Source organism: Thermoflavifilum thermophilum, assembly GCF_900116565.1.
Classification (GTDB): domain Bacteria; phylum Bacteroidota; class Bacteroidia; order Chitinophagales; family Chitinophagaceae; genus Thermoflavifilum; species Thermoflavifilum thermophilum.
The window spans coordinates 1,008,574-1,028,355 of sequence record NZ_FPCJ01000001.1 but is presented as its reverse complement, the minus strand read 5'-3'; the positions used below and the strand labels follow the sequence as shown (position 1 = coordinate 1,028,355).

General features: G+C 47.2%; 14 protein-coding genes. 6 read left to right on the top strand and 8 right to left on the bottom strand.

Annotation, left to right across the window (positions count from 1 at the left end):
• The first annotated feature begins 8 nt into the window (after positions 1–8).
• The 3 genes from BM367_RS04470 to BM367_RS04460 all read left to right on the top strand — a co-directional run bounded on the left by BM367_RS04470 (position 9) and on the right by BM367_RS04460 (position 4,112).
• On the top strand, positions 9–1,592 hold the full coding sequence (locus BM367_RS04470) for a SusD/RagB family nutrient-binding outer membrane lipoprotein (RefSeq protein ID WP_092458309.1): 1,584 nt from the start codon (positions 9–11) through the stop codon (positions 1,590–1,592).
• 18 nt (positions 1,593–1,610) lie between these two features.
• Positions 1,611–2,696: an alkaline phosphatase family protein gene (locus BM367_RS04465; protein WP_143103949.1), complete on the top strand. Its 1,086-nt coding sequence runs from the start codon at positions 1,611–1,613 to the stop codon at positions 2,694–2,696.
• A 69-nt stretch (positions 2,697–2,765) separates the two neighbouring features.
• Complete coding sequence (locus tag BM367_RS04460; protein ID WP_092458303.1) at positions 2,766–4,112, top strand: APC family permease; 1,347 nt, start codon at positions 2,766–2,768, stop codon at positions 4,110–4,112.
• Here BM367_RS04460 and polA read toward each other — a convergent pair.
• From polA to BM367_RS04445, 3 genes are all read right to left on the bottom strand, one after another.
• Positions 4,103–6,907, bottom strand: a complete 2,805-nt coding sequence (gene polA / locus BM367_RS04455) for a DNA polymerase I (protein ID WP_092458300.1) — start codon at positions 6,905–6,907, stop codon at positions 4,103–4,105. The two genes, BM367_RS04460 and polA, sit on opposite strands and share 10 nt — an antisense overlap.
• 86 nt (positions 6,908–6,993) lie before the next feature.
• Entirely contained in the window at positions 6,994–8,733 is a 1,740-nt protein-coding gene (locus tag BM367_RS04450; RefSeq protein WP_092458296.1) for an ArnT family glycosyltransferase, read from the bottom strand.
• Positions 8,734–8,808: 75 nt separating this feature from the next.
• Positions 8,809–9,912, bottom strand: a complete 1,104-nt coding sequence (locus BM367_RS04445) for a glycosyltransferase (RefSeq protein ID WP_143103948.1) — start codon at positions 9,910–9,912, stop codon at positions 8,809–8,811.
• 257 nt (positions 9,913–10,169) lie between these two features.
• Between BM367_RS04445 and BM367_RS04440 the strand changes: the two genes are divergently transcribed.
• The 3 genes from BM367_RS04440 to BM367_RS04430 all read left to right on the top strand — a co-directional run bounded on the left by BM367_RS04440 (position 10,170) and on the right by BM367_RS04430 (position 13,043).
• Positions 10,170–10,463 (top strand): hypothetical protein, encoded by a 294-nt coding sequence (locus BM367_RS04440; protein ID WP_143103947.1) that lies wholly within the window; start codon positions 10,170–10,172, stop codon positions 10,461–10,463.
• 61 nt (positions 10,464–10,524) lie between these two features.
• Entirely contained in the window at positions 10,525–11,655 is a 1,131-nt protein-coding gene (locus BM367_RS04435; RefSeq protein ID WP_092458286.1) for a formimidoylglutamase, read from the top strand.
• Positions 11,652–13,043, top strand: coding sequence for a D-alanyl-D-alanine carboxypeptidase/D-alanyl-D-alanine-endopeptidase (locus BM367_RS04430; protein WP_092458283.1), 1,392 nt, complete (start codon positions 11,652–11,654; stop codon positions 13,041–13,043). The genes BM367_RS04435 and BM367_RS04430 overlap by 4 nt, the downstream gene beginning before the upstream one ends.
• Here BM367_RS04430 and BM367_RS04425 read toward each other — a convergent pair.
• From BM367_RS04425 to glgP, 5 genes are all read right to left on the bottom strand, one after another.
• On the bottom strand, positions 13,040–13,693 hold the full coding sequence (locus tag BM367_RS04425) for a GDSL-type esterase/lipase family protein (RefSeq protein WP_092458280.1): 654 nt from the start codon (positions 13,691–13,693) through the stop codon (positions 13,040–13,042). The two genes, BM367_RS04430 and BM367_RS04425, sit on opposite strands and share 4 nt — an antisense overlap.
• A 71-nt stretch (positions 13,694–13,764) precedes the next feature.
• On the bottom strand, positions 13,765–15,252 hold the full coding sequence (locus BM367_RS04420) for a Gfo/Idh/MocA family protein (RefSeq protein WP_092458277.1): 1,488 nt from the start codon (positions 15,250–15,252) through the stop codon (positions 13,765–13,767).
• Positions 15,253–15,278: 26 nt separating this feature from the next.
• Positions 15,279–15,968: a gluconate 2-dehydrogenase subunit 3 family protein gene (locus BM367_RS04415; protein WP_092458274.1), complete on the bottom strand. Its 690-nt coding sequence runs from the start codon at positions 15,966–15,968 to the stop codon at positions 15,279–15,281.
• Between the two features lie 36 nt (positions 15,969–16,004).
• Positions 16,005–17,747, bottom strand: coding sequence for a GMC oxidoreductase (locus BM367_RS04410; protein WP_092458271.1), 1,743 nt, complete (start codon positions 17,745–17,747; stop codon positions 16,005–16,007).
• Positions 17,748–17,933: 186 nt separating this feature from the next.
• Entirely contained in the window at positions 17,934–19,607 is a 1,674-nt protein-coding gene (gene glgP, locus BM367_RS04405; protein WP_092458268.1) for an alpha-glucan family phosphorylase, read from the bottom strand.
• Between the last annotated feature and the right edge of the window lie 175 nt (positions 19,608–19,782).

The following is a 19,782-nucleotide window of genomic DNA, read 5'->3' as shown; positions in this document are numbered from 1 at the left end:
TAGCTTGTATGAAAAAGTTTATTACCATTTCGTTGATCTTATGTTGTACAGGATGTGCATTATTTACTATTTCCTGCAATCAGTCATTTCAGGATCTGAATGTGAATCCAAACAAGCCTACGCAGGTTCCTCCATCGTTGTTACTTACCGGTATTCTGAGTGATATGGCAGATTTACCGGGTGGCATGGATGAGCGATGGGATCAATATTTTTTGATCAATTACAGTTATTACGGCAACAACCGATATGATTTTGGACCTGGTAATGATTATTATGCAACGTTAAAGAATGTGGATAAAATGGTTCAGGAAGCATCAGCTGGAAATACATCATTGCAAAATCCCTATCATGCACTGTCACTATTCTTCAAAGCATATTTCTTTACCAAGATGAGCCTCGAAATGGGGGATATTCCCATGCGCGATGCATTGAAAGGAACAAATAATCTTACGCCCGTGTATGATTCCCAAAAACTTGTTTTTCAGCAGGCCTTGCTTTGGTTGGATACGGCTAATCAGGAATTGCATCAACTCATTATTTCAGGACCCAGCAAGCCAGATGGTGATTTCTATTTCAATGGCAATCTGGTACAATGGCAGAAAATTGTGAATGCATTCAGGCTAAGATTGTTGATTCATTTGAGCAAAAAAATCAACGATCCTGATTTGCATATTGCCCAACAGTTTAATACCATTGTTAATAACCCTTCTCAATATCCTTTGTTGCAAAGCAATGATGATAACTTACAATACGTGTTTATTTATCCCACAAATATTTATCCTCGTAATCCCGGTAATTTTGGTTTCAATGCATTGAGAGAGAATTGCTCTGCTACTTATGTAGGCCTGCTTACACAATTACATGATCCGCGTGTATTTGTTACTTCAGAACCTGCTCAGGCTCTTGTGTCAGCTGGTGTTTCAGCCACCAGTTTTAATGCCTTTGTGGGTGCTGATCCTGGAGAAGATCTGGGTACCATGTATAATAAAACCAATGCGGGCGAATATTCATTGATCAATCGGAAAAGATATTACGATACTTATACGGGTGAGCCTTGTATTCAAATCGGTTATGCTGAACAATGCTTCAACATTGCAGAAGCTATTAACCGCGGATGGATTGCCGGCGGACCTCTTGGGAATGCAGAAGCTTATTATAAACAAGGTATTCAGGCATCGTGGAGTTTTTATCAGATTCCTTTATCAGGTCAGTTCACGGCTTATTTTCTACATCCAGGTGCTAGCTTGGGCACATATGATACCTATCAGATTCCTGTAGATTTTACCAGTTATTACAACCAGTCTACCGTAAAATATGCGGGCAACAATGCAATGGGACTTACCCAGATTCTTCAGCAAAAATATCTTACTTTGTTTCTGCATGCCGGACTTGAAGCTTACTATCAATATCGTCGCACGGGCGTGCCTAATTTTACTACCGGTCCGGGCACGGGTAATAGTGGACGCATAGCCATGCGTTTTCAATATCCGTCGGAAGAAAAAACAGCTAATGCACAGCATTATCAGGATGCACTGAACAGGCAGTTTGGAGGTAATGATGATATCAATGGCATCATGTGGATCTTAAAATAAAAAAATAATATCATGCAAATGCGACGTTTTTTTCTGCTATTCCTTAGTTCATTTTTGCTGGTTGTATATCTGGCCAAAGCTCAGCAGCCTGCGAGGAATCTGGTCATTGTTACTTTTGACGGATTGCGATGGCAGGAGGTTTTCGGTGGAGTGGATTCGGTATTGATGCATGATGCAGCATATACGCGAGATCCGGATGAGATGCGGCGCTTATATTGGGATGCATCACCCCAGGTACGGCGGGAGAAGTTGTTTCCATTTATCTGGGGCGTGATGGCGCACGACGGGCAGCTGTTGGGCAACAGGAATCTGGGCAATGACATGAATGTAGCCAATGTGTATCATTTTTCCTATCCTGGTTATCATGAAATCTTTACCGGATATCCGGATACAGCCATTCATTCAAATGATAAAGTCCGCAATCCCAATAAACATGTGCTGGGCTATCTCAATCAGCAATCTGGTTATCAGGGTAAAGTTGCGGCATTTACTTCGTGGGATGTATTTCCCTATATTTTAAACAAATGGGAAAGTGGCATCTATGTGAATGCGGATGAAGATAGCTTACCCGATGCGACACCTGAACTGCGTTTGCTGAACCTTCTGCAGCGTTTGACGGCCAAGCCATTGGATTTGCGTCCGGATATATTTACGTATGCAGCGGCGAAGGAATATTTGAAGGCTTATCATCCGCGGGTGTTGTACATAGCTTTTGATGAGACGGATGATTATGCGCATGCGGGCATGTATGATCAATACATCAAAAGTGCGCATGCGGAAGATGGGATGATACGCGATTTATGGACTTATTTGCAACAGGATCCTTTTTATGCTGGACAAACAGTCTTGTTGCTTACCTGCGATCATGGTCGTGGCACAGGCGATGCCTGGCGTGATCATGGAGCAAAAGTAAAAGGTTCATCCGCTATCTGGATGGCGGTGATGGGGCCAGGAATTGCTGCCGTGGGAGAAAGAAAAGAGCATGCACAATATTATCAGGCACAGATAGCCGCCACGTTGGCCGATTTGCTGGGTTTCAAGTTTCAGGCCGATCATCCCATAGCACCTTCTCTCTACCCGGTGTTGGTGCATGCAGAAAACTGATTTTGCTGTTTTCCGATTTGATTATGAACAGGAATCCGTATTTTACAGGGATTTCTGTTTCTATTTTGTATGCCCGATCAAAAACCACGATTAGGTTTATTCGATCTTACCGTCATAGTAATCAGCCTCGTGATTGGGATGGGTATATTCAAGGCCCCATCGTTGGTAGCAGCTGAGAGTCCTGTTCCTTTCTGGTTTTTTGCAGCCTGGGTAGCGGGAGGTCTTGTGGCTTTGTGTGGTGCATTGACCTATGCAGAGATTGGCTCGCGCTATCCGGTGATGGGAGGTTATTACCGGATCTTTGCTTATTGTTATCATCCGATGGTGGGTTTCATCATCAATATTGTGATTCTGGTTTCCAATGCCATTTCTACAGCCGGAGTAGCTTTGATTGGTGCGGAATATCTGGTACATGCATTTTTTTCGGTTCATTTGCAGACCGCATTTGTGCAGCAAGTGGTTGCAATTTGTTCGATTATGATTTTCTTCATCGTCAACATGACCGGATTGCGGATGAGTGCTACCACACAGAACATCCTGATGGGTATTAAGATCCTGATGATGCTGATTTTGTTAACATCTTTGTTCATACCGGTTCCGCACAGGTCGGCACCGGTTTCTTCATCTGCATCGTTTACAGCATTGCAACAACTTCGCATGTTTGGGGCGGCATTGATTGCTGTGACATTTACGTATGAAGGTTATCAGCAAACCATCAATTTTGGTGCGGAGGTCAACAGGCCGGGTCGGACATTACCCCGAGCCATTGTGTTGGCCATGGCTATTATTCTGCCTTTGTATTTAGCCATGAATTGGGCCTATGTGCGGGTGATTGGATTTGATCAGCTGCCTCATACGCAGGCCATAGCGGCTAGGCTTGCGGGTACTTTATTTGGACATGCAGCCGATCAGTTATTTTCCTTGTTGCTGTTTATTTCCGTATTGGGTTATGTAAATGTGTCGTTGCTATCCAATCCGCGTGTGGTATTTGCCATGAGTGAAGATGGTATTTTACCGGCGATTTTTAAACGTCGTCAAGCCGAAAAACAGATTTTATTTCCAGCATTGTTGTTGTTTACGATCATTTGCGTGGGAGCTTTGTTTGCCTCTAATCAGTTCAATGTATTGCTGAACTACACGATATTTCTGGATTGCATAGGGATGGCTTCATCGGCGGCTACTATTTTTATACTGCGCAAACGCATACAGGTAAATCCAAAAGAACAATACGTGATGAGGGGTTATCCCTGGATACCCGCTTTGTTTATTCTTGCCTATGTAGCCATAGCCATCAGCATTGCAATGGAGGATGTATACACCGTATGGTTCAGTGTGCTTTTATGTTTGGCTTGCGGAGGCATTTATTTGATATTAAAAATGCTATCGCGGCAACAACGTGTATCAAATCAGGCATGAGCTTCGAGCCAGTTTTTGCCTACACCCACTTCGGCCACCACCGGCACGTCGTGAGGCAGCGGAAGGGCTTCCTGCATTTCGCGAATCACGAGTTTAGATACAACATCTACTTCCTGTTCCGGCACATCGAGTACCAGTTCATCGTGCACCTGCAGAATCATGCGGGCTTTTAATTTTTTTTGCTGCAGCTTGTCGTGAATGCGGATCATGGCCAGCTTGATCATATCGGCTGCTGTGCCCTGGATGGGCATGTTGATGGCATTTCGTTCAGCATAACCTCTTACGGTGTTGTTTGAAGAATGAATGTCCGGAAGCCAACGTTTGCGCCCCATCAGGGTTTGCACGTATCCGTGTTTTTTGGCAAAAGCAATCTGTGCATCCATATAGGCTTTGATACCCGGATATTGTTTGAAATAATTGTCGATCAATTCTTTGGCTTCTGTGCGGGAAATGCCTAAGTTCTGGGCTAACCCGAAGGGCCCTTGTCCATAGATGATACCAAAATTCACACTCTTGGACCGATAACGCATTTCTTTGGTAACCTGATCCAGCGGTACGCCAAACACGCGAGCTGCTGTAGCTGTGTGGATGTCCCATCCTTTCTGAAAAGCTTCAATCATGTTTTTATCTCCGCTCATGGCGGCCACTATGCGCAATTCAATTTGTGAATAGTCGGCAGATACCAGTCGGTTGCCTTTTTCAGATGGAATAAATGCTTTGCGAATTTCTTTTCCGCGATCGGTGCGGATGGGAATGTTCTGCAGGTTGGGATTGTTCGAGCTCAGTCGGCCCGTAACAGCCACGGTTTGGTTGTAGGATGTATGTATTTTTCCGGTTTTCGGATCCATCATGTCAGGCAATGCTTCCACATAGGTGGATTGCAGTTTGGTAATTTCCCGATAGGCAAGAATATCGACGACGATGGGATGTTTGGGCGCCAGCTTGATAAGCACTTCTTCACCGGTGGCATATTGACCGGTGCGGGTGGTTTTGGCATTTTCGTCGAGTTTTAATTTTTCAAACAACACTTCACCCAATTGTTTGGGCGAAGCAATATTGAATCTTACACCCGCCTGCTGATAAATTTTTTCTTCCAGTTGCCTGGCTTCACGGCTTAATTCCTTGGCGTATTCCCGCAAAAAATCCACATCAATCTTCACACCGGTAAATTCCATTTCAGCCAGCACCGGGATTAACGGGCATTCAATTTCATAAAATATTTTTTCCAGTTCGTTTTTTTGCAACTCTTTTTCAAGTTTATCTTTCAGCTGAAAAGCAATATCAGCATCCTCGGCCGCATATTCTTTGATTTTTTCCAGTTCCACATCCCGCATACTGCCTTGATGTTTTCCTTTTTTTCCGATGAGTGTTTCAATAGAAACAGGAGCATATTGCAGATATTGCATGGCCACATCATCCAGGCTGCGCCTGCCTTCCGGATGGAGCAGGTAGTGTGCAATTAATGTATCGAAATAACTGCCTTTCAGTTCGATTCCATATTTTTTCAGTACCAGCATATCATATTTGATGTTATGTCCAATCCAGCACACATCTGTCCGGTTCAGCAATTTGCTAAGCTGCTCCAGGCGTTGTGTTGCTTTTTTATAATCGGCATCAAAAGGAATGTAATAAGCCTCATGAGGTTTCACACAAAGGCTCATGCCCACCAGTTCGGCCTGCATGGCATCAATATGAGTGGTTTCTGTATCGATGCTGATATTTTTGCTGGTTTCAAATTTTTTAATTAATTGTTGAATAGCGTTTTCATCATCGCAAACAAAATATTGATGTGCTACATCATGGATGGTTTTGTAATGGTCGCTGGGATGATTTTCTTCCTGATTTTTTTTATCAGCCTTTTTCGCAATCTCCGCATCACTGGGTGCAAATAAATCAGGTTGAATAGGGGATATGGAAAAATCCTCTCCCAGAATTCTTTTACCGAGGGTTTTAAATTCCAGTTCGCGGAAAATATTTTCCAATTCTGTTTTATTCCATTCTTTCAACCGAAAATCTTCTTCATGAAACTGTACGGGCACATCCGTAATAATGGTTGCCAATTGTTTGGACATCAGGGCCTGATCGGCGAATTCCTTTATTTTTTCACCCAGTTTACCACCAATTTCATCGGCATGTGCAATCACATTTTCAACAGAATGATATTGCTGAATCAATTTGGTTGCTGTTTTTTCACCAATTCCGGGTATGCCGGGAATGTTATCCACGCTATCTCCCATTAAGCCCAGGATATCAATCACCTGTTTCACATCCTGGATTTGCCATTTTTCACAAATATCTTTAGCACTCAAAATTTCTTCTTTATTGCCCATGTAAGGTGGCTTGTAGATGTAGATATGGTTGTGTAAAAGCTGGCCATAATCTTTATCTGCCGTTACCATGAACACCTCAAATCCTTGTTCAGCTGCCTGCAGGGCCAGCGTGCCAATGATATCATCGGCCTCATAGCCATCTTTTTCGATGATAGGAATTTCAAAAGCGCGTATGATACGTTTGATATCGGGTATGGATGATAGAATATCTTCGGGTGTTTCCTGTCGGTTAGCTTTGTAGGCTACATAAGTATCGTGTCGTTCTGTAGGAGCTTCGGTATCGAAGGCCACAGCCATGTGGGTGGGCTTTTCTTTTTGTATTAATTCAAACAGCGTGGAAGTAAAGCCAAATTGTGCATTGGTATTTTTACCGTAGGTAGTGATTCGGGGATTGCGGATCAGGGCGTAGTAAGCCCTGTAAATCAGGGCCATCGCATCTAATAGAAATAATTTTTGCTGAGCCATTGGGTACAAATTTGAAAAAGGCAATGATACTTCAGATCAACAACAGGATAGGTTTAATCTGGCTAAAATTAACGCTTTGCAAAGAATTATTGAAGATGCAGGCTTACAAATGATGAATTGAATGCTGGCTTGATTACCCCTGCCTGGAAGGAAATTGCCATGTGTACATGTGAGGCTGGCAAATTCGGAACGGAAAATTGAATGGTGGTTTGTATGGTATCATGTGCCTCAATAATAGGGGGAAGTTCAGATGAAATCAATGGTTCGCTCCACTTTTTATCTCCATGAATCCAAACCGTCTTCAGGCTCACAGGAAATTCCTGATTGTGCAAATGCACGGCAAATGGGTATGGATTGTAGATCTCTACAGGCAAGCGGATATTTTCTCCAGCACGCACATGTGTATCAGCGAATTTGAAATGAATGCGAAGATGCTGGACGGTGGGCAGATGCCTGGTGAAATGCAGATATACCGTTTGCTGATCAGGCAATGAATAAGGCTGTGCATAAGGATCTTCCGGTGTACTTACCAACACACAAGGCTGATCATGAAACCGGGTTTCCATTTTCCAGATATCAAACTGATTCTTTCGATAATCAATGCTATTGAATGTGAATGCTGGCTGATGGGTATAAAATGTGTACAACGATGGTTTTTGATAACTATCCATGAATGCGACAGGGTGGTTACCTGTTATGCGTTGCAACGTAGTGGCCCATTCCCGGTGTCCGTAAAACGGAACATCAACAAACGGAAGGGGGACGATGAGTATGATACGTGCCAGCAGAATCAACAACAAGGTTGGGAAAATGAAACGATGCACATAGCGGAAGAACGAATGTTTTTGCGTAGCCTGTCGGTAGGTGATGATAATCATCGGTACAGCAGCGGCTATTGTCCATTGCGGCTCTACATGTCCGCGAAAAGTCATCAGCCAGAAAAAAAGCAACAGGCCGCCGATGATGAAATAAAGAGATTTTTCGAATACATGTTGTGGACGAAACCGGTACATGAGGTAAAGGATCAGTCCCAGGGTAAAAGGGTTGAGTGCAACCATCTGGTTAGGCCAATATTCCAGCAGGTATTGCCATTGAAAGGGTTCAGCACGATCTATCAGGTGGTATTCCAGTGAAGGGAAGCCATGATGGATTTGCCAAAGCACATGTGGCAAGTAAAGCAAACAGGTTAATATCCCTGCAGCCCAGAAGTAGCCATTTTTCAGCAATCGGAGGTTGGACAAGCATACCAGGGCAATGATCAGGAAGCCGTGGTATTTGCTGTAAATCATGCCGGTCATGCCAAGGCATATCCAAAAAGCCGTTTTCCAGTTTGCATGGCGCAAAAACTGCTGATAAGCCCATAGAAATATGCTTTCAAACAGCAGCAAAGGCGCATCGGGCGTGCTCACAAATCCATATACATCAAACAACGCGATGGAACCTGCTATACCGAAAAATAAAACTAATGTTTTGACATCCGTGGTCCACGAGCGGGCCGTGAGCCAAATGAATATCAGGCTTATGCTTTGCGCCAGTACAGTGAGCAAACGCACGCCCAATTCACCAGATAGCAACAGGCTGCCCAGTTTGATGAACAAAGCAATCATGGGAGGATGATCAAAATAACCCCATTCGAGATGCTGGGCATATAACCAGTAGTAAGCTTCATCGGGATTAAGCTGGGTAAAACTGGCTTGCAGCAGATTGACAAGTGTCCATCCACCCAGGAAAAGAAAAAAATAACGAGTGAGCTTAGGGCAAAGAACAGGATTTTGGGGAATCAACATCCCATGTTGAGGCTTGATTCGGGTTTCAATCAATTCCATGGTTCAAAGTTAGGGCATACCTGCAGCCTGGAAGGAGTGCAATGTCAGCCATTTATCAAATCTCCCGCATGGGTGCTACAGGCTGTTTAAGAATGTTGCAATCCTGGATTTGTACATATCCATGGGCAAGGGAAAATGAGTAGCGGGCGATGGGTAAAGCGACAGTTGAGGCAGTTGTTGCTGCCAGTGAAACTGAGATTGGGAGCAATAGGGGAATATGCCTTGTTGCTGATGATAAACGGCCAAGTATTCTTGTTCCGTTTGTCCGGGAGTGGGAATGAGGATTGCCTTCTGATTCATTGCCACCAGATCCATGATAGTGGTATAGCCCGAACGGGAGATCACAGCATGAGCCGATTGCATTACCTCATTTAATTGGGCAGTGGGCAGATGAGTGATGATGGTCAAATGGCTATTGATGGAGATTTCCTGAAAAGGCTCATCGGGCCTGCCCCTGATCAGCAAAGCCTGTAAGGGCGCATCTTTTAGCTGTGCGATCAGTAATTTTTCCAGCAGGCTACGCTGCGGCTCGGGCCCGGAAATTAAAGCCACCACATCATGTTTTTTGCGCATATCGGGCAAGGCAGCAAAGCGTGAAAGCGGTCCGATGTACGAGACATGATCAGGCAGGTTTGCCGGATGGGAAAGTTTACCTGCCAGGTTGATTGAACCAGGCCAGTCGGGAATCCAGCAGGCTGCAAATCGCCGGATATACCGATAGTTCAGCTGTCGGAGCCAGGCAGACGGGCCCGGCAGCTTTTCCATCCACCCGGGAACCAGAATCTGCAACTGATGAGTCATGAACACACATGGAATGTCCGGATGAAACAATCCGAACCGATTATCAGAAATGATGGCATCAAACCGATAATGGCGCTGCATTTTTTGTAGCCATTCGTGCTCGTAGCGGATCGTACTGAAAATCCGAGGGATTTGCCGAACTATATTCCATGCAAACCATTTCCCATGGTTGTGATGGGTATAGCGAATGCGGTAACCTTTCAACGTAAGGATGGGCAGGTCGGGGAATTCCAGCTGCAACAGGCGGGCATGCTTACCTTCAGCTGCCAGCCAAACCTCGCATCCCTGCACAAGCAATTCACGCACAATAGGAATGCATCGGGTGGCGTGCCCCAACCCCCAATCAAGAGGGGCAACCAGGATTCGCTTGCTTGTCAAACCACTGTATTTTTCAGCGAAACTAAATGAGAATTTTTGTTATGAGATATGAATAAATCGTGAAATTAGCCTGATTGGAATATCATAAATCTGGAAAACAAACGTTTCTGTAAGAAAAAATGATGAAGTCAACTAAATGGTTATTATTTTTGTTGATCATGCTGATGTTGGGTACCGGCGGTTGCGGAGTAATCAAGCATAATGATTGCGGTTGCCCAACTATGACAAAGAAACGAATGCATTAAAATTAAATAAATATGCATCAAACACACATGTCCTGGGATCACAACACATATCGTTTTTTTGATGAGCATAAATTCTGGTTGCCGGAGCGGGAAAAGGCCGATGGAGATTATCCCGTTGCAAAAGAAAGAGAAATCCGCATGTTGAACCTTATGCTATCTGCCATTGAAACACCTTCCCGCTTTGTACTTAGCTATGAGTTATATGATTTTGTTCACACACGCATGATCAGGAAACCCAGTAAGATCCTGCGTTATGCCAGAAAGTCGGAGCTACCGCCCTTTTATTTTTTCATCTGCAAAAATTAAGTTTTGCATGTTCATTTCCGCGCGAATTAGGTTAGGTTTGCTTTCCGGTGAATGATAATGCATGGCAGCAGATACATTTTTTGAACAGTTATTGATGCCGGTAGATCGGTATCAGATCAATGAAGACGAAGCCTATCATGAGCTTCAGCTCGGTGCTCAGATACAGGTACATGAAAAGTCGGTTCCCGACTGGACGGCCGCCGATATCGTATTGATAGGCCTACAGGATCAGCGTGGCGAAGGTTTTTCCCAGCCATCAGAAGCTTCATTTTACATCCGAAGGCAATTGTATCGCTTGTTTCACTGGCATCCCGAAATCAAAATTGCCGACCTGGGTGATATACAATCAGGAAGGCAGATTTCAGACACCTATGCAGCTATGAAGACCGTGGTAGGCGAATTGCTGGCACATGGCAAGCTGATTGTGATGCTGGGCGGATCACACGACCTCACCTATGGCCAGTATCTGGGCTATGTGGCCAGGGAGCAACTCATGGAAGCCACGTTGATTGATGCCTTGTTTGATATTCGGGAAGACAGCACATTGCCGGCGGATACCTTTTTGATGGATTTGTTTGTTTCCCAGCCTAATTTTCTGAAACATTACAACCATATTGGCTTTCAGAGCTATTATGTGCAGCCACACATGCTGGAAACGCTCGATAAACTGCGGTTTGATTGTTATCGGGTGGGTTATGCACAGGAAAGGCCTGAAGATATGGAGCCGGCTTTGCGGATGAGTGATATGCTGAGTATTGATCTGAATGCCATCCGGCATAGTGACGTCCCGGCCAACTGGTTTTCTCCGAATGGCTTTACCGGACAGGAGATGTGCCTGCTATGCAAGTATGCGGGTATGAGCGCCAGACTCAGCTCATTGGGTATTTATGGGTATCATCCGGAAAGGGATCAGCATGAGCTAACAGCCAAACAAATTGCCCAGATGATCTGGTATTTCATAGAAGGCTTTTACTGGAGAAGCATGGATCCGCCTCCGGAAGAAAAACAGGCTTACTGGGAGTTTCATGTGCGGTTTACCGATGTAGAAACCCTCTTTCTGCGCAGCAAGCGTACCGGACGCTGGTGGATGCAGCTGCCCGACCAGCGTTTTATTCCCTGTACGGCAGAAGATTATTACCAGGCCTGTCGCAATGAAATACCGGAGCGCTGGCTACGGGCACAGGAACGATGATTGGCTTTCAGGTAAATATTGCTGGCCTCCCTATACATTTGTTGTGGAGGTGCATCCTGGGGATAAGTATCTCGGGCCTGATCTGTGCAGGCTGCAGTCCGTTGCGTGAATCCGTAGTGGGTCAGCACCGGATAAAACATTTTACCCACCGCTGGTTGCAGGATAGCCTGTTTCGAGGGGCACAGGTAGGCATATCTGTCTATGATATTTCACGTGGGCGCAGCATTTTGCAATACCATAACCAGCAATATTTTAATCCTGCTTCCAACACCAAGTTATTTACCCTTTTTGCCGGGCTGCATTTGCTCAGCGATTCTACAACTGGTATTTTATATGCTGAAAACCAGGATACGCTGTTCATCCAGGGCACAGGCGATCCCAGCCTGTTTCATCCTGAGTTTAAAGAGCAGCGTGCTGCAAATTTTCTGCTGAACGATGCCCACCGTGTACTGGCGTTACTGGAACCCGTTAATCGGAATGCTATATGGGGCCCCGGATGGGCCTGGGATGATTATGCCGAAGATTATCAACCAGAACGAAATACACTACCCTTGTATGGCAATGTGGTTTGGTGCACCCTTTACGATCATCGGGTGCAAATGATGCCCGCCTATTTTCAGAAGGCGGAGCTGGTAAGATGGGATACTATAGCCGGGCTGTCCCCTGTACAACGCCTGCCGGAAACGAATCGGTTTATCTTACATCCCGTCAGAGATACCGTGCATGTGCAGATTCCCTATCGCGTGCTGCAAGATTCGGTGAGCGCGCTTTTGCTTTCAGATACCCTTCATAAGCCTGTGTTTTTCTTTCCAGACCGGCATTTGGTCAGAGAAGATGTGTCGGTAAAACAAATTCCCAATGTGCCGACGGATAGTTTATTCCGCCGCATGATGTTCAGAAGCGACAATTTTTATGCTGAACAAACCCTGATGATGTGCAGCTATCGCTTGTTTGATACGATGGATACCCGGCGTACAATCCGGTGGGTGCTGGACAGCCTGTTGCCAGGCTTGCCACAACCGCCGCGTTGGGTTGATGGGTCGGGGCTCTCACGATTGAACTTGTTCACACCCGATGATATGGTTTATCTACTTCAACGGCTAATAGCTGATTTTCCCACCATGGATAGTGGTCGTTCCAGCAGGCATATTTTTGCCTTATTGCCTACGGGCGGAAGCGGTACGTTGAGTCGGTATCCGGATTTGCGGGGTAAGCTCTATGCCAAAACGGGATCCCTGAGCAACCAGGCAGCGCTGAGTGGATATTTGCTCACCAGGCGTGGACGTATGCTTGCCTTCAGCATCTTGGTAGGCAATTACGTCAGCTCCCCGGCCAGGCTCAGGGATCGGATGGGCGACTGGCTGCGTTGGCTGGTGGCACATTATTAAGGCTGGTGGGGCAGTTTCAGCTGTCGGGCAATATAGGTGGCCATGTGCACGGCTCCGATTTTATCGGGATGGATGCCGTCATAAAAATGGGCCCCTTCATGCTGCATACCCTTGTACAGGTTAATGATCCGGACATGTTCGGTGCGGGCTACACGCTTGATCATTGGAATTTCTTGTTTTTTGATCACGGCATTCCGGATGCCGAATTTATCGGAAAATGAAGGTGGGGGAAGACATAGATATATTTGGGGATGGCTGGGTAATTGCTTGAATATTTCCACAAATTCCCGATAGTTAGGGATAAAGTTCAGGCTGTCTTTCCAGTTCCACGGTTTGGAATCGTTGGTACCTAATTCGATGATCACAATCTGCGGGTTCCACTGCTGTACCTCCTGGAAGGCTTTTTCTTTCCAATAGGGGTGATCGCCGCTTTTGAGGAGGGTTCGGCCGCCCAGGCCATAGTTTCGCACTTCATAGGCGCTGCCCAGGATGCGCTGCAGGGCTTTGGGATAGGTACTATCGCCCAGGCCATATCCTTCCGTAATGCTGTTGCCCACACAGGCTACACGAATGGGTTGTTGGGCATGGACTTTCCAGAGGCTGGCGATTAAAAAAAAGCATATAAACCAGCAGGATGTTATTCGTTTCATGGGGAAATCTGTATGGCTAAGGGTGAATGAAATAAAAAAGGTGGAGCCAATGGCTCCACCCGGATTTCTGGTTAAAAGCTCAATTCCGGCCAGCCCTGGCGGTAGGTCCGCCGGATGTATTGATTAGCCGGATCGAAATTGGTGACTTTCATATTCGGGCCGTCCCATTGCAGGGTGATGCCACGTCCGGGATAACGATAGCCACGCCCGTTGCTGTTGGGTTCACGGTAGTTAAAGCTACGGATAGCCAGGTTACCCATCAGCACGCATTCCGTGAGCGGGCCGGCATATCCCACAAAAGGCGAATCCACTTCCATATTGCCGTAACCTGCTATGCAAGCATCCACCCATTGACCGTAGTGCCCGTCGGCACCGCCCGGCACCCGGGGGTATTTTTGGGGCACATTGATTTCTTTGGTAAGCGAGGTGGGCAGCAATTGGGGATTTTCCCCGTAGGTAGCGCACATCATTTTTCCACGGGTACCTATGAAGATTACGCCGTTCCCACCGTCACCCATGATTTCATTGGGTCCCAGTTCTTCCGGGCGTTCAGGCTGGATACCGCCATCCATCCAGGTCAGGCGGACTTCATTGCCTTTTTGGGTTTTGTATTTGAAATGAACGACCGAAGAAATTGGGCCGCTATCGGGGTAATAGGCCTGTGTCCAGTTGGTGATGTACGGGGTACTTACGCTGCAGTTGACCTCTGTGGGATAATCCAGCCCCAGTACTTTGAATACGGGTCCGATGATATGGCAGCCCATATCGCCGAGGGCGCCGGTGCCATAATCCCACCAGCCGCGCCAGTTGAAGGGTACCACATTGTCTTCGTATTCCCGATAGGGAGCGGTCCCCAGCCACAGATCCCAGTCCAGCCCTTTGGGAACGGGAGGTTTCTTGTCAGGCCAAGGAATGCCCTGAGGCCATACGGGTCGGTCCGTCCAGCAATATACGGTATGCACTTCACCGATGATGCCGGCTTCATACCATTCTCTGAGCTGGCGCACGCCGTCGCTGGATGCGCCCTGGTCGCCCATCTGGGTCACCACCTTATAGCGTTTGGCGGCTTCGGTGAGCATACGGGCTTCGTAGATATCGTGGGTCAGGGGCTTCTGAACGTACACATGTTTGCCTAACTGCATGGCATGAAAAGCCACAATGGCATGGTTATGGTCGGGAATGCCCACGCTTACTGCGTCGAAATGGTCATGCTCTTTGTCAAACAATTCGCGCCAGTCGTGGTAGTATTTGGCTTTGGGCCAGCGTTTCAGGCTGTCCTGGGCCTGGCGGTCGTCCACATCGCACAGATAGGCGATTTCCACTTTGCCGGTGGCGTAAAAATGGCGCAGGTCATCACCACCTTTTCCACCGGCACCTACGCCGGCAATGATGAGCTTGTCGCTCGGTGCCACATAGCCACGGCCCAGTACATGGCGGGGTACAATGTAAAATCCTGCTGTGGCCAAAGCCGCGTTCCGAATAAACTGTCTCCGGGAAATGGATTTTTTCTGATCGGATGGATCATGCTGGTGTGGGTAATGGGATTTTTGTTCGCTCATATCACATTGGTTTTTTATTTGGAAAATCAGCTCCAGGTCATGATTTTACCCCGTTCATCGGCTTTGATATACGGAATGTGGGGGTCATAAGCAAGCCCAAACTGTTTCAGCACATCTTCCGGCACTCCGTCCCAGAAGTTGGGTTGGTTGCCTACATAGCCCAGGTCTTTGATGCCCATTTCGCTGGTAAAAAAGCCGGTGGCAGTGAGGTTGCGCATCAAATTGAAGAAGGCCACGCCGGGTTCCATTTCGGGTTTAGCCCGGTTGGGATAGGCAATTTCCTCGACCATTTCAATTTGTTGTTCATGGCTCAGGCTGGCAAAATCAGTTCCATATCGTTTCATGCATTGCACATCGAGCCAGCGCAGGCCTCCGCGCATGGGTGTTTGCAGGCGGGGCATGTCTTTTACGATGAATTCAATAAAATCTGGCACTCCTGCGTCGGTAGCACTTCCAGAGTGTTCATCCGCCGGGATGATGATATCGGCCAGGATGGCAATTGTTTTCATTTCGTGTTCGGTGAAAAACTTTTCACTGGCAAGTTTTTTATCACGTTCTACTTCAAAAGGCTGCCGGCCGCTGTTTTCATCCCATGCCTTCAGGGAAGCGGGGAGCTCATCCGTTTCCTTTTTGGTTTCCTGTTTGCAGGCATCCAGCAACAATCCGGCAGAAACCGAGCTGAGGGCCAGCACCTTCAGAGATTCTCTTCTGTCCATAGGTTCAATATTTTTTAAGCCTTGAAAAAAAGCGGGTTAAATATTTCTTTTCTTGAGCTGATCCACCAGATATTCTGTGGCGCGCATGCTAAGCGCCAAAATTGTCCAGGTGGGATTTTTATCGGCCTGTGATACGAATGGCCCGCCATCCACGATAAACAAATTTTTACAGTCGTGTGCTTGGTTGAACTTGTTCACCACCGAGGTACGCGGATCATTGCCCATGCGGGTGGTGCCCACTTCGTGGATGATTTCACCCGGAGTGGAAAGCCCGTAGTTGCTTTCGGGGCCGGGTTTGTCACCCAATGGAATACCGCCCATGGCATGGATGATTTCTTCAAATGTGTCTTGCATGTGTTTGGCTTGCTTGATTTCATAATCTGTCCAGGTGTAGTGGAAGCGCAGGACCGGGATACCGTATTTATCCACCACATTGGGATCGATTTCGCAATAATTCTCGAAGCGGGCTATAGATTCTCCACGTCCGGCCATGCCGAAGGTAGCGCCGTAGAACCAGCGGTAATCATCCTTCAGGGAAGCTCCATAGCCGCCAGCTTCTTTTACTTTCCCGTTGCGTCCGGGGAAGCGGCCGTTCAGGTTCTGGATATCCCAGCCAAAGCCGTAGGAGGGCATGCCCATGCCGCCCCAGTATTCGATATGGTAGCCCCTGGGAAAATCAAGCTTTTTGTTATCGCCCCACCAGGGGGTGTAAACGTGCATACCGCCCACGCCGTCTTCGTTATAGCGTTTGCGGCCGAACAGCTGTGGCAAAATGCCCATACGGCCCGCTCCGGTGGAATCGTGCAGATAATGGCCTACTACACCGCTGGAGTTAGCCAGCCCGTTGGGGTGGCGGGGCGATTTGGAATTGAGCAGCAAGCGGGCTGATTCACAGGCACTGGCTGCCAGCACTACTACCCGGGCGCGCACCTGGTATTCCTGCAAATCTTCCTTGTTGATGTAGGAAACCCCTGTTGCCAATCCGTTCTGGTCAGTCAGGATTTCCCGGGCCATGGCGTTGGGAATCACGGTAACATGACCACTGCTGACGGCCGGTTTTACCAGCACCGAGGAAGAAGAAAAATCACCGTAAATCATGCAGCTGCGGTTGCATTGGCTGCAATAGAAACAAGGTTGGCGATCCTTGTTTACCGTGCGGGTCAGGATCGACAAACGCGATGGGATTACAGGTATGTTCAGCTTTTTACCTGCTTCCATGATCATCAGTTCATGCAGGCGGGGTTTGGGAGGAGGCAGAAAATAGCCGTCAGGGTCATTGTATCGGCCTTCGTTGGTGCCAAATACACCGATGAGCTTATCCACCCTGTCGTAGTAGGGTTTAATATCGTCGTAGCTAATTGGCCAGTCTTCTCCCAGGCCATCTATGCTTTTGCGTTTGAAATCCAGTGGGCCGAAGCGTAGGGAAATACGCCCCCAATGATTGGTACGACCACCCAACATTCGGGAGCGAAACCAGGCAAACTGGGTGTTGTCTTTGTGGGTATATGGTTCCCCATCAATTTCCCAGCCTCCCCAGGCTGCATCAAAATCTCCGAAAGGCCGGGTGGTGCCGGCACCGCGTCGTGGCGATTCATACGACCATTTCAGCTGGGTGCGCTGAGCCGGATTGGCCGGATCAAACATAGGTCCTGCTTCCAGCAATACTGTTTTGACACCTGCCTGTGCCAGTACATACGCGGCCATGCCGCCTCCTGCCCCCGATCCGACGATACATACATCGTAAACCTCGGGTGATTTTTTGATCTGAAAATCACTCATAATGCATCTATGTTTTAAGATATGGGTTACAGATTCAATATGCGGCAGAGCCCACCTGCGCTTCAGCCTGTTGTGGAGTTAAGCCAGAGGTGATTGGTTGTATGGGAAAACGAATATAGGGATTTTGCGTTTTATACAAGATAATTTTTTAAAACTTCGCTTCATCCTTTGTGTTTTTTTTAATCTTCAGGCCGGTGCAGAGCGATATTGTTCAGGTCTGTAGAGCTTTTCATAATATTCATCTGCCAGGCGGTTGCTATCGAACCGGGGTATCACATCCCGCAGGCTGTTCATCATGACATCAATCCATCGTGCTGGATTTTCGTAGTATGTTGGTATGACTTTCCGGGTAAGCACGTCATACAGTTGGGTGGCGTCGTGGGCATCAGCTTGTTCAGGTGACCAATCGGGCGGAGCTGCCGGGATTACAAAACTGTTTTCCTCATCCCGTGCAAATTCCGCAAACCAACCGTCGGGCGTACTTACATTGATTGCGCCGTTCATGGCTGCCGTCATGCCGCTGGTGCCCGAGGCTTCGCGTGTCAGGCGGGGAATGTTTAACCATACATCGGCCCCCGCTTTCAGTTGTTTGGACAAAGCCAACTCATAGCCGGTAAGCACAGCCACATTCCGATATGATTTACTGAGGTGCACCAGATGATTAAACAACCCGATGGCGCCCTGATCGGCAGGATAGGGCTTTCCGGCCCAGATCAGCTGTACTGGTTGCCGGGCATTATTTACCAGTGCCTCCCACGCATCGGGTTTGTGCAGAAGCAAATCCAGCCGTTTGTATCCTGCAAATCTCCGGGCAATGACAATGGTAAGCACGTCCGGATCAAATAATTTTCCGCACTGATCGGCGACGACTTCAAACAAGGCCTGCTTTTGCTGGCGTTTTCTGTTTCGCAGGCGTGCTGCATCGCGTGTTTGCAACGCTTCATACATCTCCGCGTCGGCCCAGTAACCAGCATGTTGGGCATTTGTGATGGAACAGATCGGGGAAATCCGGTCATATTGCCCCCACATCTGATGCAAAACACGGGTGTGGATTTCCGAAACACCGTTTGTAACGCCCGCCATCCGCAAGGCAGCCAGCGTATGGTTAAACACTGCACCATCAATACCTGTGATCCGGCGCACCTGATCGGCTGTCAATTCACCAAAGAAACTCATCTCTTCCAGCAAATGATAATCATGCTGAGGATTACCGGCGGCTTCGGGTGTATGATTGGTAAATACCAGTCTTTTTTTCACTTCATCTAAATCCTGATGTTGCTGGTACAGATAAAAAGCCAGGGGCAAGGCATGCGATTCGTTCAGATGATAAATCTCCGGTTTCCATGGCAGGTATTCAAACAGCCTGGCACCCCCAATGCCCAGTACAATATCAGCCGCCAGCTGAGCCGCCAGATCGGCATCATACAGCTTGTGTGATGTGGTTTTTGCCAGATAATCATTTTCTGGCACATCCGTACTTAATAAAAACAAAGGGGCCGTCTGAAAGGTTTCCGGTGGCAGATACCAGGCTTTCACCTGCACGGGTTGTCCGTGAATGCGAATGGTAAACTGAATACCTGTATCCACCAGAAAATGATAAATTTTTTCCTGAAACAACACACCCATCGTCTGATCAGCATTGCGCACCTGATCGTAGTACCCGTATTTCCAGAGTATGCCCACTCCTACCATATTTTGTTTCAGGACATAAGCACTGCGCAAATGTGAGCCAGCCAGGAATCCCAATCCGCCGGCATAGATCTTAAGCGGCTGATGAATAGCATATTCCATCGAAAAATAAGCTACAGGCCGGCTGTAACGAGGATCAAAATGGTAGGGGTGTGCAAAATCAAAAGACATGATATATCCGATTTCTATGTTAAAGATCTGTAGTTTCAGCTTTTCGGAATATGAATTTTTTGCAGATAAAACGATTGAGCACCTTCGACCTTCTCTGTCCATCCTGTACAGAGGATTGCGATAACACACAAGGTGGGCAGCGGGCAAACGGATATGTTCAATCGGTTAGCCGTTT